At 72.3% G+C, this 17,933-nt stretch carries 16 protein-coding genes; 11 read left to right on the top strand and 5 right to left on the bottom strand.

Features of this window, described 5'->3' with window-relative positions; translation table 11 throughout:
- Nucleotides 1-213 precede the first annotated feature (213 nt).
- The 6 genes from QHG49_RS13915 to QHG49_RS13890 all read left to right on the top strand — a co-directional run bounded on the left by QHG49_RS13915 (nt 214) and on the right by QHG49_RS13890 (nt 6,010).
- Nucleotides 214-933 (top strand): DUF4328 domain-containing protein, encoded by a 720-nt coding sequence (locus tag QHG49_RS13915; RefSeq protein WP_301489953.1) that lies wholly within the window; start codon nt 214-216, stop codon nt 931-933.
- A 91-nt stretch (nt 934-1,024) separates the two neighbouring features.
- Complete coding sequence (locus QHG49_RS13910; RefSeq protein WP_301489951.1) at nt 1,025-1,582, top strand: hypothetical protein; 558 nt, start codon at nt 1,025-1,027, stop codon at nt 1,580-1,582.
- A gap of 238 nt (nt 1,583-1,820) precedes the next feature.
- Nucleotides 1,821-2,162: a hypothetical protein gene (locus tag QHG49_RS13905; RefSeq protein WP_145484086.1), complete on the top strand. Its 342-nt coding sequence runs from the start codon at nt 1,821-1,823 to the stop codon at nt 2,160-2,162.
- A 597-nt stretch (nt 2,163-2,759) separates the two neighbouring features.
- Entirely contained in the window at nt 2,760-3,752 is a 993-nt protein-coding gene (locus QHG49_RS13900) for a hypothetical protein (RefSeq protein WP_301489949.1), read from the top strand.
- Nucleotides 3,753-4,034: 282 nt separating this feature from the next.
- Entirely contained in the window at nt 4,035-4,757 is a 723-nt protein-coding gene (locus QHG49_RS13895; RefSeq protein ID WP_145483101.1) for an RNA polymerase sigma factor, read from the top strand.
- Nucleotides 4,757-6,010, top strand: coding sequence for a hypothetical protein (locus tag QHG49_RS13890; RefSeq protein WP_301489946.1), 1,254 nt, complete (start codon nt 4,757-4,759; stop codon nt 6,008-6,010). The genes QHG49_RS13895 and QHG49_RS13890 overlap by 1 nt, the downstream gene beginning before the upstream one ends.
- A 274-nt stretch (nt 6,011-6,284) precedes the next feature.
- On the opposite strand, the gene QHG49_RS13885 is transcribed toward QHG49_RS13890, so the two are convergent.
- Nucleotides 6,285-7,049 carry a L,D-transpeptidase family protein gene (locus QHG49_RS13885; RefSeq protein WP_159704364.1) on the bottom strand — a complete coding sequence of 255 codons (765 nt, stop codon included), beginning with the start codon at nt 7,047-7,049 and terminating at the stop codon, nt 6,285-6,287.
- Between the two features lie 79 nt (nt 7,050-7,128).
- Between QHG49_RS13885 and QHG49_RS13880 the strand changes: the two genes are divergently transcribed.
- Together QHG49_RS13880 and leuE are read left to right on the top strand one after the other, a co-directional pair.
- A complete protein-coding gene (locus QHG49_RS13880; protein WP_301489942.1) occupies nt 7,129-8,709 on the top strand; it encodes a methylmalonyl-CoA mutase in 1,581 nt (526 codons plus the stop codon).
- Between the two features lie 131 nt (nt 8,710-8,840).
- On the top strand, nt 8,841-9,494 hold the full coding sequence (gene leuE / locus QHG49_RS13875; protein ID WP_301489940.1) for a leucine efflux protein LeuE: 654 nt from the start codon (nt 8,841-8,843) through the stop codon (nt 9,492-9,494).
- 31 nt (nt 9,495-9,525) lie between these two features.
- Here leuE and QHG49_RS13870 read toward each other — a convergent pair whose 3' ends face one another.
- Nucleotides 9,526-10,911, bottom strand: coding sequence for an FAD-dependent monooxygenase (locus QHG49_RS13870; protein WP_301489938.1), 1,386 nt, complete (start codon nt 10,909-10,911; stop codon nt 9,526-9,528).
- Between the two features lie 72 nt (nt 10,912-10,983).
- Between QHG49_RS13870 and QHG49_RS13865 the strand changes: the two genes are divergently transcribed.
- Nucleotides 10,984-11,637: a TetR/AcrR family transcriptional regulator C-terminal domain-containing protein gene (locus tag QHG49_RS13865; protein WP_301489936.1), complete on the top strand. Its 654-nt coding sequence runs from the start codon at nt 10,984-10,986 to the stop codon at nt 11,635-11,637.
- On the opposite strand, the gene QHG49_RS13860 is transcribed toward QHG49_RS13865, so the two are convergent.
- Genes QHG49_RS13860 through QHG49_RS13850 form a run of 3 tightly spaced genes read right to left on the bottom strand, consistent with a single transcriptional unit; the run spans nt 11,634 to nt 15,090 of the window.
- Nucleotides 11,634-12,776, bottom strand: a complete 1,143-nt coding sequence (locus tag QHG49_RS13860) for an acyltransferase (protein ID WP_159704377.1) — start codon at nt 12,774-12,776, stop codon at nt 11,634-11,636. The two genes, QHG49_RS13865 and QHG49_RS13860, sit on opposite strands and share 4 nt — an antisense overlap.
- A 5-nt stretch (nt 12,777-12,781) precedes the next feature.
- On the bottom strand, nt 12,782-14,116 hold the full coding sequence (locus QHG49_RS13855; RefSeq protein WP_301489932.1) for a polysialyltransferase family glycosyltransferase: 1,335 nt from the start codon (nt 14,114-14,116) through the stop codon (nt 12,782-12,784).
- Complete coding sequence (locus QHG49_RS13850; protein WP_159708501.1) at nt 14,113-15,090, bottom strand: glycosyltransferase family 2 protein; 978 nt, start codon at nt 15,088-15,090, stop codon at nt 14,113-14,115. The genes QHG49_RS13855 and QHG49_RS13850 overlap by 4 nt, the downstream gene beginning before the upstream one ends.
- 199 nt (nt 15,091-15,289) lie before the next feature.
- On the opposite strand from QHG49_RS13850, the gene QHG49_RS13845 reads away from it, so the two are divergent.
- Nucleotides 15,290-16,600 (top strand): DUF6716 putative glycosyltransferase, encoded by a 1,311-nt coding sequence (locus QHG49_RS13845; RefSeq protein WP_301489928.1) that lies wholly within the window; start codon nt 15,290-15,292, stop codon nt 16,598-16,600.
- A 17-nt stretch (nt 16,601-16,617) separates the two neighbouring features.
- On the top strand, nt 16,618-17,931 hold the full coding sequence (locus tag QHG49_RS13840) for an N-acylneuraminate cytidylyltransferase (protein ID WP_301489926.1): 1,314 nt from the start codon (nt 16,618-16,620) through the stop codon (nt 17,929-17,931).
- The last annotated feature ends 2 nt before the right edge of the window (nt 17,932-17,933 follow it).

Raw genomic sequence — 17,933 nt, 5'->3', positions numbered from 1 at the left:
GCGGACCGGCTGGATCGATCCTGGTGGACCGGCCGGGCCGAGGGGCGCCGGTGACGGCGGGGCCGGGGCGCCCGGAGCGGGCGAGGCTGTGGGAACCCTGTGGACGCGGGGTGATCTTCGGACGTATCTTCCGGTGTTCATATTTCCGGCGGGCGTGTGCATGTCGTACACGGCCCGCCGGTCGCCGTTTCTCACCCCGGGGGAATCCACACCGTGGCCACGCCCATGCCCGTCCCGCCCCAGCCCGCGCCGCCCCTGGCGCCTCCGCCCGGCGCCCGGCCGCGCTCGCCCGCCGGGCTCGGCCTGGCCGCGGCCGTCCTGCTGGGGCTGGTCGTCGCCGCCGACCTGTTCGCCTGCTTCGCGGACCAGATGCAGGCGAGCGTCGCCCAGGACCTGCTCCACGGCGGCGTCGACGCGAGCCTGGTCCACCGGGCCCACCGCGCCGACACGCTCTACAACGCGGCGAGCGTCACCCAGGGGTTCACCCTGGTGGCCACGGTCGCCGTCTACCTGTGCTGGCTGTGGCGGGTGCGGGTGAACGCCGAGGTGTTCGAACCGCACGGGCACCGCATGAAGCGCGGCTGGGCCATCGGGGGCTGGTTCGTGCCGATCGGCAATCTGTGGCTGCCGCGCCGGGTCGTCGTGGACGTCTGGACGGCCAGCGTCCCGCCGGGCACCCGGGTGCGGACCACCCCGGTCAACGCCTGGTGGACGCTGTGGGTCCTCACCCTTCTCGTGGGCCGGACCGCCTCCCGGCAGTACGACGCCGCCCACGGCGCCGACCAACTCGCCGACGCCGCGCGGCTGATGCTGTTCTCCGACGCGCTGGACGCCGCGGCCGCGATCCTCGCCGTCGTGGTCGTCGTCCACCTGACCCGGATGCAGCGCGCCAGGATCCTCGCGGCCCCCGCTGTGATGCCCGCCTTTGGCTGAAACCCGACTGCTGTGACACTTCCGCCCGGTTGCACGCAGTAAGGGGAAGTGCGGGCTCCGTGCCGGTCGGCGCCCAGACCAGGGAGGCTTCATGAGCCTTGAGGAACGGATCGCGCGGGCCGACGAGCGGGGGCTCGCCGCAAGCGGGTTGGCCTGTTTGGATCGGTGCCTGCCGCTGCTCGACGGCGACGAGGAACTGCTGCGCCCGCTGTGGGGGAGCCTCGCCGACGGATCGGACTGGGGCGCCCCCCTGGACAAGGCGCGGGGCGCGCTGCTCGGTCTCGGCGAGGGGGAGCGAGCGGGAGCGGGGGAGGCGGCGCGGCTCGTCGCCCACATGCTCGACACCGCCCCGGCCGAGCGCACCGCCGAGGCCGTACGGCCCTGGGCCGAGTCCTGTTCCGAGGTCTCCCTGCGCGTCCACTGGCTGCTCGACCCCGCGGCCGGGGGCGCCCCGGACCCCGCCGGGGCCGCGGACCTGCCACCGCTCGTCGCCGCCGAGCTGCGCCGCCAGATCACCGTGCTCGAACTCCTCGAAGGCCACGGCGCGCAGGGCCTGCGGCGCGCGCTCGATGTGTCGGGCGAGGGGCGCCGGGTGCTGCGCGCGGTGGTCTCGCGGCGGGCGCGGGGGAGCGCGGAGAGCGGGGTGTGACGGTCGTGCGGCGGCCGTGGGGCGGTCCTGCGACGGTTGGCGAAACGGCTCCTCGGAGGGTGACGAAAGCTCCGCCCCGCTCGCTCTTCCTTATGTGAACGCCTATGTGAATGCCCATGTGAACGCCTGCGCGACGGCCCATGTGACGGCCGACGCGACGGGCGATGCGACCGCTGCCGCGACCGCCCCCGACAGGTCGGCCGGGCAGGAGACCAGGCCCCGCACCGCCGCGAAGCCCGTGCGCTGGGCGGCGGACGCGGTCGCCACCATGCGCGAGGGCGCCCGGGTGCGGCTCGACTACTCGGTGCGGAGCCTGTGGCGCGTGGACCGCGTGATCGAGGAGATACGGCGCGAGGGGGTCCCCCTCGCCGCGGTCGACAGCGTGCTGCGCGGCTTCGGCGCGTACGCGGGCGAGGTGGTCGTCCGCCGTACCGGCGCCGAGTGGTGGGCGACCGGCGGCGAACACTGGGTACGCACTCCCGACGGCCGGCTCTGGGACCCGATCGAGGAGGCCCGCCGCTCCTTCCTCGGCCATGGCTCGCTGCGGCTGCTGTGCCGGGACGCGACGACGGGCGCTTGAGGGGGCGGCGGGGTCTTCACCCGACGGCACCTGACGGGTCGTTCGCTGGGGCGCGTCCACCGGATCGTTCGCTGCGATACGTCCACCGGGGCATTCGCTGTGACACTTCGGTCAGGGCCTGGACCACCTGCGCCACCGCCGCGCTCGGCCCCCCCCACCATTGCGCTCGACCAGGAGCGCTGGACCGGGTGGCCCCGCACAGCACCCACGAGCAGGCCCTGGGGCCCGCCTCGGCACGTCTCCACGACGACTGGCGTCCTGCCCCCACCCTGGGCGGCGCCGCCCAGGGCAGCGATCAACACATCCGGAAGCCATCACCACGCCGACTGCGCGGGCGACCACGCGCACCCAACTCCACCCCGGCAATCCGACCAGTTCCCGGTGGCACAGGGTTATTGATGGCGAAATCTTGAATTAAAGAAACCCGTGATGCGAGTGCATCGGGGGATGTCGATGGGGGCGTTGAGAAATCAGGAACACCTAAACGCAAACATTCTTCACCCGATTGGATGATCCGAGTTCCAGTTAAGTGTTTGGATCTCTCCCGGTCGCCATGCTCAGCTGCGAAGGGGTGGAAACGGTTTAGGGGGGTTAGTCGTGGTGAATGTCTTCGATCGCATTGAGTGGAAGGTTCGGGAGATTTTCGGGGAGGGCCCGATCTGCGTACATGTGGGAGATATCAAGGAGTGTGATATCAAGCGGCACCCGACTTACTCCAAGTTTCGCGATGAGGTGATCTCGGCGGGAATCAGGTCGGCCGCGAGCTCCCGTCTGTGGGAATCCCTGATCGCGATGGGGAGGCTGTCCGACATGGACGGCGACGACACATGGCGGATGGTAGTTCTCGACTGCATCGTACCCTGTTTTCGGGGGGTGTCCGCGAGAATCTCCCGAGATTTTCGGGTAGAGCTCGAAGAAGTTCAGTCTGCCATGGTGTTGGCCGCACTGGAGGTGTGGAGGGACACCGAGCACGGTGTTCCCCCGCGCCACGTCAGGGACAAAATGGTCAAAGCGGCCTTCGATGTCGCCTTCCGCTGCGGGAATGGCGCATTGGCGGAGTGGTCGTCCGATGAAATCGAATTGCTCTTCCAGTCGGAAATGTTCGCGCAGGAGTCCGTACTCAAGGCGTCGTCGATCATCAACATCAATGGTATTCGTGACGTGGATGTCGCGGAACAACTCCGAGGGGAGCGAATCGGGGCACTGTTTCAGCTGCTGGGCCACTTCGGTGTCGTTCGTGAATTTCACGACGACCTTCGTGCCGGTCGTCGTTCCGGTTCGGTACGACAAACGATGACGACGTCGATGCTGCTTCGGTCTCGGATTTCAGGACCGCATCTTTACTACTACACGTCCGATCTCTACCCCTCATACATCGGACTCCGAGAGGCCGCAGCCGTCATGGGGGTTCCCGAATCTGCTGCACATCGCCTTATCAGGGTTGGACAATTCCCCTTCCCCGCGGCAAGAGCGGGGCGGAGTTACAAGGTCTCCGTGAAGGCCCTCATGCATTTCAAGGATATTCCGGACGTCATCGTGCACGTCGATGACGTCGAGAACGGCGCCCTGCACGCGAGCGGCGCTCTGTAGGGGCGTCACGAGTCGGGCGGGCCGCCTAGGGCAACGGCCGGGGCCGCCACCCCCCACAGGAGAGGCCCCGACCGTCGCTCTGAGGGCCGCTGGGCGACCCGTACTCTCTTCAGCGTCGGGGGTGCGTTTTCTGTCACACCTCGGGCGGGTTCCGTGCTCACCCTGCGCATACCCGCACCCGGTCACGAGTTAGTTGCATCTTCTACGGACATGGACGGAGCAAGGTTTCAGGCCGTAACGTGCCATTCGCGCCGACCAGAAGACAGGCGTATAGGGAGTGCGGTGCTGGGGGACGACGCGGAGCTGACCGCCGCGGTGCGTGCGGCACAGGACGGTGACGAGAGCGCGTTCCGCGCGGTGTACCGCGCGGTGCACCCACGGCTGCTCGGGTACGTGCGCACGCTCGTCGGCGATCCCGACGCCGAGGACGTGGCCTCCGAGGCATGGCTGCAGATCGCCCGCGACCTCGACCGGTTCAGCGGTGACGCCGACCGGTTCCGCGGCTGGGCCGCCCGGATCGCCCGCAACCGTGCCCTGGACCACATCCGGATGCGCGGCCGCCGCCCCGCGATCGGCGGCGACGAGACCGAACTGACCGGCCGCGCCGCCGAGTCCGACACCGCCGGCGAGGCCATCGAGGCGCTCACCACCGGCAGCACCCTCTCCCTCATCGCCCGGCTCCCGCAGGACCAGGCCGAGGCGGTCGTCCTGCGCGTGGTCGTCGGCCTCGACGCCAAGACCGCCGCCGAGACCCTCGGCAAACGCGCCGGCGCCGTCCGCACCGCCGCGCACCGCGGCCTGAAACGGCTCGCCGAACTGCTCGCTGACGACGCGGAGACGGCGGGTGTCCTCGACGCGCTGCCACCCCAGCGGGACCCCGAGCAGACACCCCGGCCGGGATCGGGGCGAGCCACCCAGCAGGACCCCGAGCGAGAACCGCGTGGACGCGCGGTGACGTCCGCCACTGTGACGCATACGCGCGCGCGGACGCAGAAGGACATGTGATGGCCGACGAGCAGGACACGTGGCTCAACCCGGAGACGGCGGAACGCCTGTTGGCCGGGGAGCCCCTGGAAGCCGTCGACCCCGCCGCCCGTGACCAGGCCGAACGCCTCGTCCGGGTGCTCGGCGCCCTGTCCGGGCAGGCCGCCCCGGCCGCCTTCGAACTCCCCGGTGAGCAGGGCGCCCTGGCCGCGTTCCGCAAGGCCCGCGAGGCCGCCGCCGACGAGCGCACCGCCGCGCTCGCCGCGACCGCTCCCGACCACCGGACCGGCACCGGCACCCCCGGACACGGCACCGGCACCCCCGGACACGGCGCGGGCGCCCGCGGCCATGACGCGGGGCTCGTCCGCATCGCCGCCCCCGCCCGGACCGCCGCCCCCACCCGGACCGGCGCCGCCGCCCGCCGCCCGCGCTGGGGCCGCCCGGTGCGGCTCGCGCTGGCCGCCGTGGTGGCCGCCGGCACCCTCGGCGGGGTCGCCATGGCCGCCGGCGGAGTGCTGCCCACGCCGTTCGACGTGCGGAAGCCGGGCCCCGCGGCCACCGCCACCGCCACCACGGACAACTCCGCCCGCCCGCCCGCCTCGGCCACCCCGCAGGCGTCCGGCGGCCTCACCGCTCCCGGCGGCGGAGGCGGAGGCGGCGGCGCGGACCCGGGGCCGGGCGACGCCACCGACCACGCCGGCGCGACGGACGGCCGTACGGATACGAGCGCCCACCCCGGCACCTCCGCCTCCCCGGGCGCCGGCCGCTGGAAAGCCGCCGTCACCGCCTGCCGCGACCTGCGCTCCGGCGGCGGGCTGAACACCGACCGCCGCCGCGTCCTGGAGAGCCTCGCGGGCGGCTCCGCCCGGCTCGCCCAGTACTGCACGTTCGTGCTGGCCGCGGGCGACCACCTCGTCGGCAACCCCGGCCAGGGCAAGGGCCGCGACCACGGCGGCCAGGGCTCGGACCAGGGCCGGGGCAGGGGTCCCGGCCAGGGCGGCAACGGCCGGGGCGGTGACGGAAAGGGCGACGACGAGAGCCACCCCGGCACGGGCCACGGCAGAGGCCACGGCATGGGCCACGGCCGCGGCAAGGGCGGCGGTGACCCCTTCGGCAAGGTGCGCGTCCGGCATCGCGGCGCGGGCACCCCGGCGCCCGTGCCACCGCACGCCCCCGGGCACATCCCGCCGCATACTCCGCCGCACATCCCGCACGGCCACGGCCGGTCCTCCTCCACCACCGCGCCTCGGCCGGCCCCCACCCCCGCCCCCTGAGCGATCTTGATCGTCCACACCCTTGTGACCTGGCACTTTCAGAAGTCGCGAAACTTTTTCCGCGCAGGGTGTGACACTTTCGGCTCCCTCGGCGCAGTACTGAGTGAGCCGACTGGTCATCGGCCGTAGCACTGAGCCGGGGTTCCCCCCGTACCTGCGGCTCGTGCACCTGGCGCGGGCGGGACATGTTCCCCCGGTCCCGCCCGCGCCCCAAAACCCAGCCCGAAGCCCAGCCCAGAGTTCCTGTGCCCGGCTACTCGGCCGCCCGTCGGCCTCACCGGTACACGACGACCTCGTCGCCCACCCGCACCTCGGCGAACACCTGGGCGATCACCCCCTCGTCCCGTACGTTCACACACCCGTGCGAGCCCCCGGCATAACCGCGCGCGGCGAAGTCGTACGAGTAGTGCACCGCCTCACCGCCGCTGAAGAACATCGCGTACGGCATCGGCGAGTCGTACAGGGTCGACACATGGTGGCGGGACTTCCAGTACACGTGGAAGGTGCCCTCCCGGGTCGGGCTGCGCAGCGTGCCGAAGCGCACGGCCGTCTCGGAGACGGTCCGCCCGTCGATCATCCAGCGCAGTGTCCGGCTGGTCTTGCTGATGCACAGCACCCGCCCGGTCAGGCAGCGCGGATCGGGCGCGGCGGCGGGCTGGCCGCCCATCAGATACAGGTCCCACTCGCCCGGCGGACGGCTCATCGCCACCAGCCGCCGCCAGGTCGCGGCGTCCGTGACGCCGGTGACCGGCAGTCCGCGCTTGCCCTGGAAGCCCCGTACGGCCCGTTCGGTGAGATCGTCGTACGAACCCGTGGGCCCGTCGAACAGCCAGTCCAGCTGCCGCAGCCGCGCCTGGAGTTCCCGTACGCCCGCTCCGGTGTCGCCCGGCCGCAAGGGCGCCCCCGAGCCCACCGCGGACACCGGGCCCCCGTCCAGCGGCCGGCCGTCGGCGCCCAGCGGCCGGACGGTGCAGCCGCAGAGCGCGGCGAGGGCGGCCAGCACTCCGAGCACGGCGAAAGTCCTGCCCCTGGTCCTCATCCCCGGATGCTTCCCCACGTGACCCCCGCCGAACTACGAGGCATGGTGAGGAGGTACGGAACGTACTGCGGAGGCACCCATGGCGCGTGAGTCGGAGTCGGGCCTGCCGATCGAGCCGGTCTACGGGCCGGACGCGCTGTCCGGCTGGGACCCGGCCGAGCGGCTCGGGGAACCGGGGTCGTACCCCTTCACCCGCGGGGTCTACCCGAGCATGTACACCGGACGCCCCTGGACGATGCGCCAGTACGCCGGTTTCGGCACGGCGGCGGAGTCCAACGCCCGCTACCGGGAGCTGATCGCCCACGGCACCACCGGGCTGTCCGTCGCCTTCGACCTGCCCACCCAGATGGGCCACGACTCCGACGCGCCCCTCGCGCACGGCGAGGTCGGCAAGGTCGGCGTGGCGATCGACTCGATCGAGGACATGCGGGTGCTGTTCGACGGCATCCCGCTGGACCAGGTCTCCACGTCCATGACGATCAACGCCCCGGCCGCCCTCCTCCTGCTCCTGTACCAGCTGGTGGCGGAGGAACAGGGCGTGCCGGCCGACCGGCTGACCGGCACGATCCAGAACGACGTGCTCAAGGAGTACATCGCCCGCGGCACCTACATCTTCCCGCCGGGGCCCTCGCTGCGGCTGACGGCGGACATCTTCCGGTACTGCACCGCCGAGATCCCCCGGTGGAACACGATCTCGATCTCCGGCTACCACATGGCCGAGGCGGGCGCCTCGCCCGTGCAGGAGATCGCCTTCACCCTCGCCGACGGCATCGAGTACGTGCGCACGGCGGTCGCCGCCGGGATGGACGTGGACGACTTCGCGCCGCGCCTGTCCTTCTTCTTCGTGGCCCGTACGACGTTCCTGGAGGAGGTCGCCAAGTTCCGTGCCGCGCGCCGGATCTGGGCGCGGGTGATGCGGGAGGAGTTCGGCGCGAGGAACCCCAAGTCGCTGATGCTGCGCTTCCACACCCAGACCGCCGGGGTCCAGCTCACCGCGCAGCAGCCGCAGGTGAACCTGGTCCGGGTCGCCGTCCAGGCCCTCGGCGCGGTCCTCGGCGGCACCCAGTCCCTGCACACCAACTCCTTCGACGAGGCGCTCGCGCTGCCCACCGCCGCCTCCGCGCGGCTCGCCCTGCGCACCCAGCAGGTGCTGGCGTACGAGACGGACGTGACCGCGACCGTGGACCCCTTCGCCGGGTCCTACGCGGTGGAGCGGATGACCGACGACGTCGAGGCGGCGGCCGTCGGGCTGATGGACCGGGTCGAGGAGATGGGCGGCGCGGAGGCGGCGATCGAACAGGGCTTCCAGAAGGCCGAGATCGAGCGCAACGCCTACCGCGTCGCCCAGGAGACCGACTCCGGGGAGCGGGTGGTCGTCGGCGTCAACCGGTTCCGGCTGGACGAGGAGGAGCCGTACGAGCCGCTGCGCGTGGACCCGGCCATCGAGGCCCGCCAGTGCGAACGTCTCGCCGCCCTGCGCGCCGGACGCGACCGGCGCGCGGTCGACGCCGCCCTGGCCGCGCTGAAGAAGGCCGCCGGGGGCGAGGACAACGTCCTGTATCCCATGAAGGAGGCGCTGCGGGCGCGGGCCACGGTGGGTGAGGTGTGCGGGGCGTTGCGGGAGGTGTGGGGGAGGTACGTGCCGACCGACGCCTTCTGACCGGGCGCGCGTCGGCCGACCCGGGTGCCCCTCGGCCGACCTGGATGGTCGTCGTTCGCCCCGGGTGCCCGTCGGGCCGCCGTCCACCCGGCCCGGACCCGTTGTCGTACCCCCGTGCGACACTCCTTTCCATGTTCGGTGTCATCCATCTCCCCACGTATCTCGCGGGTGTGGCCCTGATCGTGCTGCTCCCCGGGCCCAACTCGCTCTACGTCCTGTCCGTCGCCGCCCGCCGCGGGGTGCGGGCCGGGTACACCGCGGCCGCCGGGGTGTTCTGCGGGGACACCGTGCTCATGACCCTGTCCGCCGCCGGGGTCGCCTCGCTGCTCCAGGCCAACGCGCTGCTGTTCGGGATCGTGAAGTACGCCGGTGCCGGCTATCTGACCTGGCTGGCGATCGGCATGATGCGCTCCGCCCGGCAGCTGTGGCGGACCCGGCGGGAGCGGGCGGCCGAGGAGACGGCCGCGGGCGCGGGCGTCGCGGCCGAGGAGCGCCCCTACCGGCGCGCCTTCGTGATCAGCCTCTTCAACCCGAAGGCGATCCTGTTCTTCGTCGCCTTCTTCGTGCAGTTCGTGGACCCGGGCTATGCCTACCCGGCCCTCTCCTTCGTCGTGCTCGGGGTCTTCGCCCAGATAGCCAGCCTGCTCTACCTGAGCGCCCTGATATTCGGCGGCACCCGCCTCGCCGCGGCCTTCCGGCGCCGCAAGCGCCTGTCCGCGACGGCCACTTCGGCGGCCGGTGCGCTCTTCCTCGGGTTCGCGGTGAAGCTGTCGCTGGCCTCGTAGTCCGGCCCCCGGGGCCCGGCGGGGGCGGGGTTCAGCGGACGCCGGCGCCGTCGAGGTAGGCCGCCAGGTCCTGTGTCGCCGTCTCGCCCGCCCAGCCGACGTAGCCGTCGGGGCGGATCAAAAAGACGCCGGGCCCGTAGGACTCGGGGGCGGACGGCAGGGTCCGTACGCCCGCGCGCGGGGCGGCGGTCGCGCCCAGCAGGGTCCAGTGCGGGCCCCGGAGGAGGTCGAAGAGGCGCCCGCCGGACACCTCGGCGTCGGGTGCCCGGTCGCCCGCGCGCACCGGCCCCGGCTCGGTCCGGGTCTCGGCGCTGAGCGACGACTCCCGGTAGCCGACGCCGAGTTGGACGGTGGCCCGGCCCCGCTGGACCTCGCCGCGGTGCACGCCGGTGGACAGCTCCAGCATGGCCGCCGCGTTCGCCCGCCGCTCCTCCTCGTACGTCTCCAGCAGGGTCCCGGGGGCGCCCTCCAGGACCGCCGCCAGCTTCCAGCCGAGGTTGTAGGCGTCCTGGACGCTGGTGTTCAGGCCCTGGCCACCGGCCGGCGAGTGCACATGCGCGGCGTCGCCCGCGAGGAACACCCGGCCCACCCGGAACCGGTCCGCGAGCGCCGCCCGGGGCCGGAACTCCGAGGCCCATCGCACCTCGGTCACGTCCTCGGCGGCCAGGTGGGTGTACCGGGCGACCAGCTCGCGCACGCCGTCGGCGGTCACATCCGGCTCCGCGCCCTCCGGCAGCCGCGCGGCCAGCTGGAACTCCTCGGTGTGGGCCAGCGGGCACAGCCCGAGGACGCTGCCGTCCGCCGCCGGGAAGGCGTGCCAGTACACCCGGTCCAGGCCCCGCAGCCGCAGGTCGGCCACCACGAACGGCGCCGGGTCCACGGTCTCGCCGGTCATGCCGACGCCGAGGGCCCGCCGGATCCCCGAGCGTCCGCCGTCGGCGCCCACCACGTAGCGCGCGCGGACCGTCGTACCGTCGGCGAAGGCCACGTCCACGCCGTCCGCGTCCTGGGTCAGGCCCGTGACCTCGCGGCCGAAGTCGGCCTTGCCGCCCAGCTCCAGGAGCCGCGCGTACAGGATCTCCTGGGTGCGCCACTGCGGGATCATCCGCGGCGCGGGATAGGGCGTGCCCGCGTCCGGCTCGAACCGCTCGAACATCGACTCCTCGCCGACCCGCTCGCCGTCCCGCCACACCATCCGGTCGGGGTAGGGACCGCTCGACGCGAGGACCGCGTCGATGACGCCCAGGTCGTCGAAGACCTCCTGGGTGCGGGGCTGGATCCCCTTGCCGCGCGAGCCCGGGAACAGGGCGTCGGCGCGCTCCACGAGCCGGGCCGCGACGCCGCGCCGGGCGAGGTCGATGCCGAGGGCGAGTCCGGTGGGGCCCGCGCCCACGATCAGGACATCCGTCGTATCCATGGCCACATCTCCTTAACGTTGTTAAGTGCCATCGAGCACGAGGGTGCCCTTAACGCTGTTAAGCTGTCAAGTGTGAGTGCGGAACGACGATCGCCCCTGGACCGTGCGCGGGTCGCCGAGACGGCGCTGCGGCTGCTGAACGAGGTCGGCCTCGACGGGCTGACCCTGCGCGCCATCGCCAAGGAGCTGGACGTCAAGGCGCCCGCCCTGTACTGGCACTTCAAGGACAAGCAGGCGCTGCTGGACGAGATGGCGACGCAGATGTACCGGCGGATGGTGGCCGGCACGGAGCTGGAGCCCGGCGACACCTGGCAGGAGCGCCTGCTGAAGATCAACCGCGGTCTGCGCACCGCGCTGCTCGACTACCGCGACGGCGCCCGGGTCTTCAGCGGCTCACTGTTCACCGGCACCGACCACGCCCCCGCCCTGGAGGCCAACCTCCGCCTGCTGCTGGACGCCGGGATGACCCTCGTCCAGGCCGTCGACGCGGGCCGCACGGCCCACGCCTACACCATCGGCTTCGTCACCGAGGAACAGGGCATGCACCCCCTGCCGAGCGACGAGAAGGCCCGCGCCGACATCACCGACCGCGCCCGCCGGATGGCCGACCACCCCCTCGCGGCCGCCGCCGGTGAACTCCTCTTCGACGACTACGACCGCCAGTTCGAGGAAGGTCTGGCGGTCGTCGTCGCGGGGATCGGGGCGCGGTACAAGGTGGCGTCCTAGGCGCCGGAGAGGTTCCGCACCTTCAGCGCCCGCCGGAGCCGGGGGCCGAATGGTTTCTCCACCAGGCGGTGGATGAGCCAGGCCAGGGTCAGCATGATCAGGATCGTCGCCCCGAGCGTCGCCGCCGAGGGCAGGCCGAGGAAGCGGTGCAGGACGCGGATCACGAACCAGCCCAGGTGTTCGTGGACCAGGTAGAAGGGGTACGTCAGCGCGCCGGCCGTGGTCAGCCAGCGCCAGGAGGCCCAGCGGGTCCAGCCCAGGGCGACCGCGGCGACGACGGCGAAGGAGAGGGTGACGATCAGGACCACCACATAGGGGTCGCGGTGCAGGCCGGAGTGGCCGGCGCGGTGCCACAGGCCGCGCGTGGCCTCGCTCTGGCCGAGCAGCAGGGACACCGCGACGATGCCCCACAGCATCAGATCGCCGCCGAAGCGGTGGACCAGGTAGAGCGCGAGGCCGCCGATGAAGAAGGGCGCGTACTCGGGCATCAGCACCTGGTCGGTCAGCGCGTTGCCGGTCGTGCGGCAGAGCACCAGCGCCAGGGTCCACACGGCGCAGAAGAGCACCACACGCCGGTAGGTCACCCCCCGCACCACGACGAACAGGGCGAACAGCGCGTAGAAGCGGACCTCCGCCCACAGCGTCCAGCACACCCCGAGCACCCGGGTGGCGCCCATCGGCTGCTGGAGCATCGTCAGGTTGACCAGGAACTCGTCCAGCCGGACCGGCGCGACGACGGCGGGCAGCACCAGGGACGCCCCGGTGACCAGGACCAGCGCGACCCAGTAGGCGGGGTAGAGCCGGGACACCCGGGAGCGGAAGAAGTCCCCCAGGGTGCGGCCCCAGCTGCTCATGCAGATCACGAACCCGCTGATCACGAAGAACAGCTGCACGCCCAGACAGCCGTAGACGGCCGCCCGGGACAGGGTCGGGAAGACCACGGACGGGCTCTGGTGCCAGGACGCGGAGACCGTGCCGCCGCGCCCGGTGTAGTGGTAGAGGCAGACCATCAGCGCGGCCACCAGCCGCAGCCCGTCGAGGGCGAGGAGACGGCCGCGGCGTCCGGTGGGCGCGGGCGCCGCGGTCCCCTCCGGGGCGGGTATCGGTATGTCGCCGAGCGCGGGGGAGGAGGTGGTCATGGCGCTCAGCTCCGTACCGTCCTGCGCAGGCTGCGCGCCTTCTTCGCCACCCTGCGCACGGTCGCGTTGCGCGGGATGAACGCCAGCTGCGCGGGGATCCCGCCGGGCAGCGCCAGCGAGGTGAGCCGGCGGCGCTTGAAGTAACGGGACGTCCCCGGACCGAAGTTCGCCGCGAGCCACGCCTCCGTCTCCGCGCGCAGTCCCGGCAGGATCTTCGGCTGCATCGCGAAGCCCACCGCCCGCACCAGCGCCCCCAGCCGCGCCACGTCCATGCCCGGCCGCCGCGCGGTGACCGCGGCCCCGTCCGCCAGATCGGGCAGCAGCGCGTCCACGACGGTCACCGGGATCCGGTTGCTGTTCTCGTACGGCGCGAGCCGCTCCAGCAGCAGCTCCGTGCCCACCCGGGCGACCGGCAGGCCGTAGAGCGCGGAGGCGGTCAGCAGGGCCGTGGAGAAGCAGCCCACGACCAGCGCGGGACGCGTCCGCTGGTACAGCACCTCGGCGAGCACCGGCGTGGCCACGACGGTCAGTTCGACACCGAGCCGCTCCGCCTCCCGCTCCAGCGAGCGGGTGTAGCGGGCCGGCGCGGTGGGGTGCGGCTTGAACACGACCTGGGTGTGGCCCAGTTCGGCCACGCCCTTCAGCATCCGCACATGCAGGTCCTCCTCCTGCTCGGGAGTGAGGATGTCCAGCGCCGACAGGTACTGCCCCAGCAGCAGCGCGGGCTCCTCGACCGCGGGCAATTCCTCGGCCACCGAGGCGAGTTCCGCGAGCACCTTGGTGAAGGCGGAGGTCGGCACCAGCTCGCCGGGCACCCCGAACTCGGTCAGCAGCAGCGGTGCGAGGCCGGGCACCAGGTCCAGGTGGAGCACCCGGTCGACGCGGGTGCCGACCAGCGGGTCGATCTTGTTGCGCGTCGGGCCGTAGGACATCAGGCCGTCGGCGTAGACCGTGACGGGCGCGCCGTTGAAGATCTGTCCGAGCGCGAGTGCCGGGTTGACCTGGATCGACTCCACGGCCAACTCGACGTCGTCCGAGCCGAGCCGCCATTCGTGCCGCAGGAAGCGTTCCCACAGCGGCATGTCGTCGCCCCGGGGGGCCCAGCCGCCCGGGTGGAACGGGAAGATCGTCTCGTTGTACGAGATCACCTCGTCGAACCGGTCGCGCAGCCGCTCGAACCCGGGCATCTCGTCCGGACCCGGCGTGGTCTCGGGCGTCGCCGCGTTGTTGCAGACCAGCAGGATCCGCCGGTCGGCGGAGTCGAAGCAGCCGGAGTCCAGGGCGGCGGCGAGGGTGGCGATGCCGTACAGCGTGGACGCCTGGAAGAGCTGGGTGGTCATGCGGCGGCCCCCGTGGCGGCGGGGCGGCGGCGCAGCCGGCGCAGCTTGGTGGCGCGCAGGAGGTCCATGGAGTCCAGCGCGTCGTCCAGCACGTCCTGCGGCATGCGGCGCAGCGCGGCGGCACTCAGGGATTTCAGTTTTTTCGCCACCGCCGGCTCGAACCTTTCGATGGATCCCAGATGATGGGAAATGATGGCGCAATATGTGCGGACCGCCTTCGGCAGCAGCGCGTCCGCGTCCCGGTCCTTCGCGGTTTCCGCGATCACCTGATCGAATGCCCGAATGAAATCGAGCTGACGCACATCGCCGATCTGGGTGAGCGAGGAGGCGACCCCGCGCCGGTAGAACACACCGAGCAGGCTCACCGCGGCGAAGGATTCCGCCTCCCGGTGCAGCTTCCAGATCCACGGCCGGTCCTCGGCCGTGCGCAGCCCGTCGGTGAAGTGCAGCAGGCCCCGGTCGACCAGCCTGCGGTGGTAGGCGCCCGCCCAGGCGAACGCGTAGTCCACCGAGGTGGAGCGGTCCGCGGGCAGGATCGCCGCCCGCGGGCTGAGCACCCGGCCGCGCCGGCCGACCGGCACGCGCTGCACCTGACGGGCCCGCGCGGTGCACTGCACATGGTCGGTGCGGATGAAGTCGACGCCCAACTCTTCTATGGCGCCGACGAGTTGGGAGAAGTAACCCGGGGCGAGCCAGTCGTCGCCGTCCAGGAACGTCAGGTACTCGCCGCGCGCCCGGTCGATACCGGTGTTGCGCGCGGTCGCCAGACCTCCGTTCTGCTCGTGCCGGACGAGGACCGCTCCGGGCAGCTCGCGCTCCGCGCGCGCGAGAATCTCGGGTGTCCCGTCGCGGGAACAGTCGTCGACGAGAATGAATTCGAAGTCGTCACGCGCGTTCGCCTTCAGGCTCCTGAGCGTGTCGGGTGCGTATTGCTGCACGTTGTAGAACGGCACGATGACGGAGAGCTTGACCACGTCAGGGACGTTAGGGGGGATGCCCGTCATTCGTCTTGACGCCTTGCTTGATACTGGGTGAATGGCACGTGGCGAAGCTGTGAACCGGGCCTTTTCCGGGGCCCGCCAGGGCCCGATTCGTCATTCGGCGATGTGCTGTTAACCGTTTGTTGCATTCGGGTTGGGCGGAACGGCGGAATCGCTTCCTAGCGTCTTGGACGTGCCAGCAAGTGCAACGAAGTCCCTGCGGATCGCCGTCCTCGCGGACTCCGACACCCGATGGAAGTGGGGCGCGCTCACCGCGCGGCGACTCACTCCGGCGGCTGCCGAGGTCCGGCTCGACGGCTACCTCCTGCGCGGACGAGCCACCCCGACCGCCCGCCAGCTCCAGGAGGTCGGCGTCCACGCCGACTCCCTCGGCGAGGTCACCGGCGTCGAGTTCCTGCGCACGATGAGCCGAGAGCCGTACGACATCCTGGTGCTGGCGCTCGTCGGCGGCGGAGTGCAGGCCATGCTGCACGGCCTGCGCGACGCGTGGGGCCCCGGCCCCCGGCCCGTCGTCGTCACCGGCTACGTCGGCGTCGTCTACGAGAAGCTCACCGACGGCCTGCTGCTGCGGCACGGCGCCGACCTGGTCCTCGCCAACTCCCGCCACGACGCGGACCGGTTCCGTGCCGTGTACGAGGGGGTCGGCGCGGACGCCTCCTCGGTCACCGAGGTCGCGCTGCCCTTCCTCGGCGGGGCGCCCTACTCCGGTGAACACGAGCCCTACACCGTGGTGTTCGCGGCCCAGCCGTCCGTCCCGGACAACCGCCGCGACCGCACCTACCTCCTCGACCGCCTCATCCGGCACGCCCGTGCGCACCCCGAGCGCGAGGTGCTGCTCAAGCTCCGCTCCAAGCCCGGCGAACACACCACCCACATCGAGGAGCTGCCCTACCAGAAGCTGGTCCAGGGCAAGGACGTACCCGGCAACTTCCGCCTGGTGTACGGCCACATGGGCGAGGTCCTCGACCGCACCGACCTGCTGGTCACGGTCAGCTCCACGGCCGCCCTGGAGTCCCTGCACCGCCGGGTCCCCACGGTCGTACTGACCGACCTCGGGGTGCGCGAGGCGCTCGGCAACCACCACTTCACCGGCTCCGGCTGCCTCGCCTCCTGGGACCAGCTCGACGCCGGACACCGGCCCGACCCGGACGAGGCGTGGGTGGCCCGGCAGGGGGTCGCCGCCGAAGGTTCGTACGAGACCGCCTTCGACGCGGCCCGCGAGCGCATCGCCGAACTGCTCGACCGCGCGGGCGCCCTGCCGCCCCTGACCCCCTACTACACCCCCGAGACCGCGCCCGGCTATCTGCCCGGCATCCTCGCCCGCCACCACCTCGGCCCCGACGGCGCCCCGCTGCCCGGCGCGCCCACCGCCGACCGGGCCCCCGGACCCGTGCGCCAGATCGTGCGCCGGGCCGCGCGCGGCGCCTACCGGCACGGCGTCCAGCGGGTCGCCCCGGTGATCCGGCGGATGGGGGAGCTGTGACCTCTCAAGGAGATCGGATGTCCCACCCGCAAGCGAGCCAGGGCGCGACGGTGCGCCGGGTGCTCGCGGTGATCCCCGCCCGCGGCGGCTCCAAGGGCGTGCCCGCGAAGAACCTCGCCCCGGTCGGCGGCGTCCCGCTGGTCGCCCGCGCGGTGCGCGAGTGCCGCGCCGCCCGCCTGGTGACCGATGTCGTGGTCTCCACCGACGACCAGGCCATCGCCGCCGCCGCCCGCGAGGCCGGCGCCGAGGTGGTGCTCCGCCCGGCCGCCATCGCCGGGGACACCGCCACCTCCGAGGCCGCCGTGCTGCACGCCATGGAGGCCCACGAGGCCCTGCACGGCGCGGCCGTCGACGTCGTCCTCCTCGTCCAGTGCACCAGCCCCTTCATCGTCCGCGAGGACATCGACGGGGTGGCCGGCGCGGTCGCCGAGAACGGCGCGGACACCGCGGTGACGGTGGCGCCCTTCCACGGCTTCGTCTGGCGCGAGAGCGACGCGGAGGGCGGGAGCGGGGCCGAGAGCGGGAGCGGGGCCCAGGGCGGCACCGAGGACGGGGGCGGTGTCGGGGTGAACCACGACAAGTCGTACCGCCCCCGCCGCCAGGACCGCCCCCAGGACTTCCTGGAGACCGGCACCGCCTACGCCATGGACGCGGCGGGCTTCCGCGAGCACGGCCACCGCTTCTTCGGCCGCACCGAACTGGTGCGCACCGACCCCGCGCGGGTCCTGGAGATCGACGACCCGCACGACCTCGCCCGGGCCCGTGCCCTGGCCCCCCTCTTCGACGCGGACCTCCCCCACTCTCGGCTCCGCTCGAGCGGGGGGACCCCCATCGGTTCGCTCCCCACGACCGACGACATCGACGCGGTCGTACTCGACTTCGACGGCACCCAGACCGACGACCGGGTGCTGATCGACTCCGAAGGACGGGAACTCGTCTCCGTGCACCGCGGCGACGGACTCGGCATCGCCGCGCTGCGCAGGAGCGGCCTGCGGATGCTGATCCTGTCCACGGAACAGAACCCTGTGGTCGCCGCCCGCGCCCGGAAGCTGAAGCTCCCCGTGCTGCACGGCATCGACCGCAAGGACCTCGCCCTCAAGCAGTGGTGCGAGGAGCAGGGCATCGCGCCGGAGCGCGTGCTCTACGTCGGCAACGACGTCAACGACCTCCCGTGCTTCGCCCTCGTGGGCTGGCCCGTGGCGGTCGCGAGCGCTCATGACGTCGTACGCGGCGCCGCACGCGCGGTCACCGGCCTGCCCGGCGGTGACGGCGCGATCCGAGAGATCGCCAGCTGGATCCTCGGCCCCTCTCTCGACTCCCTCCCCAAGTAAGG

The sequence above is a fragment of the Streptomyces sp. WP-1 genome (assembly GCF_030450125.1).
GTDB classification, from domain to species: Bacteria; Actinomycetota; Actinomycetes; order Streptomycetales; family Streptomycetaceae; genus Streptomyces; species Streptomyces incarnatus.
Note: the sequence above shows the minus strand (reverse complement) of the source record. Positions and strands in the feature narration are given on the sequence as shown.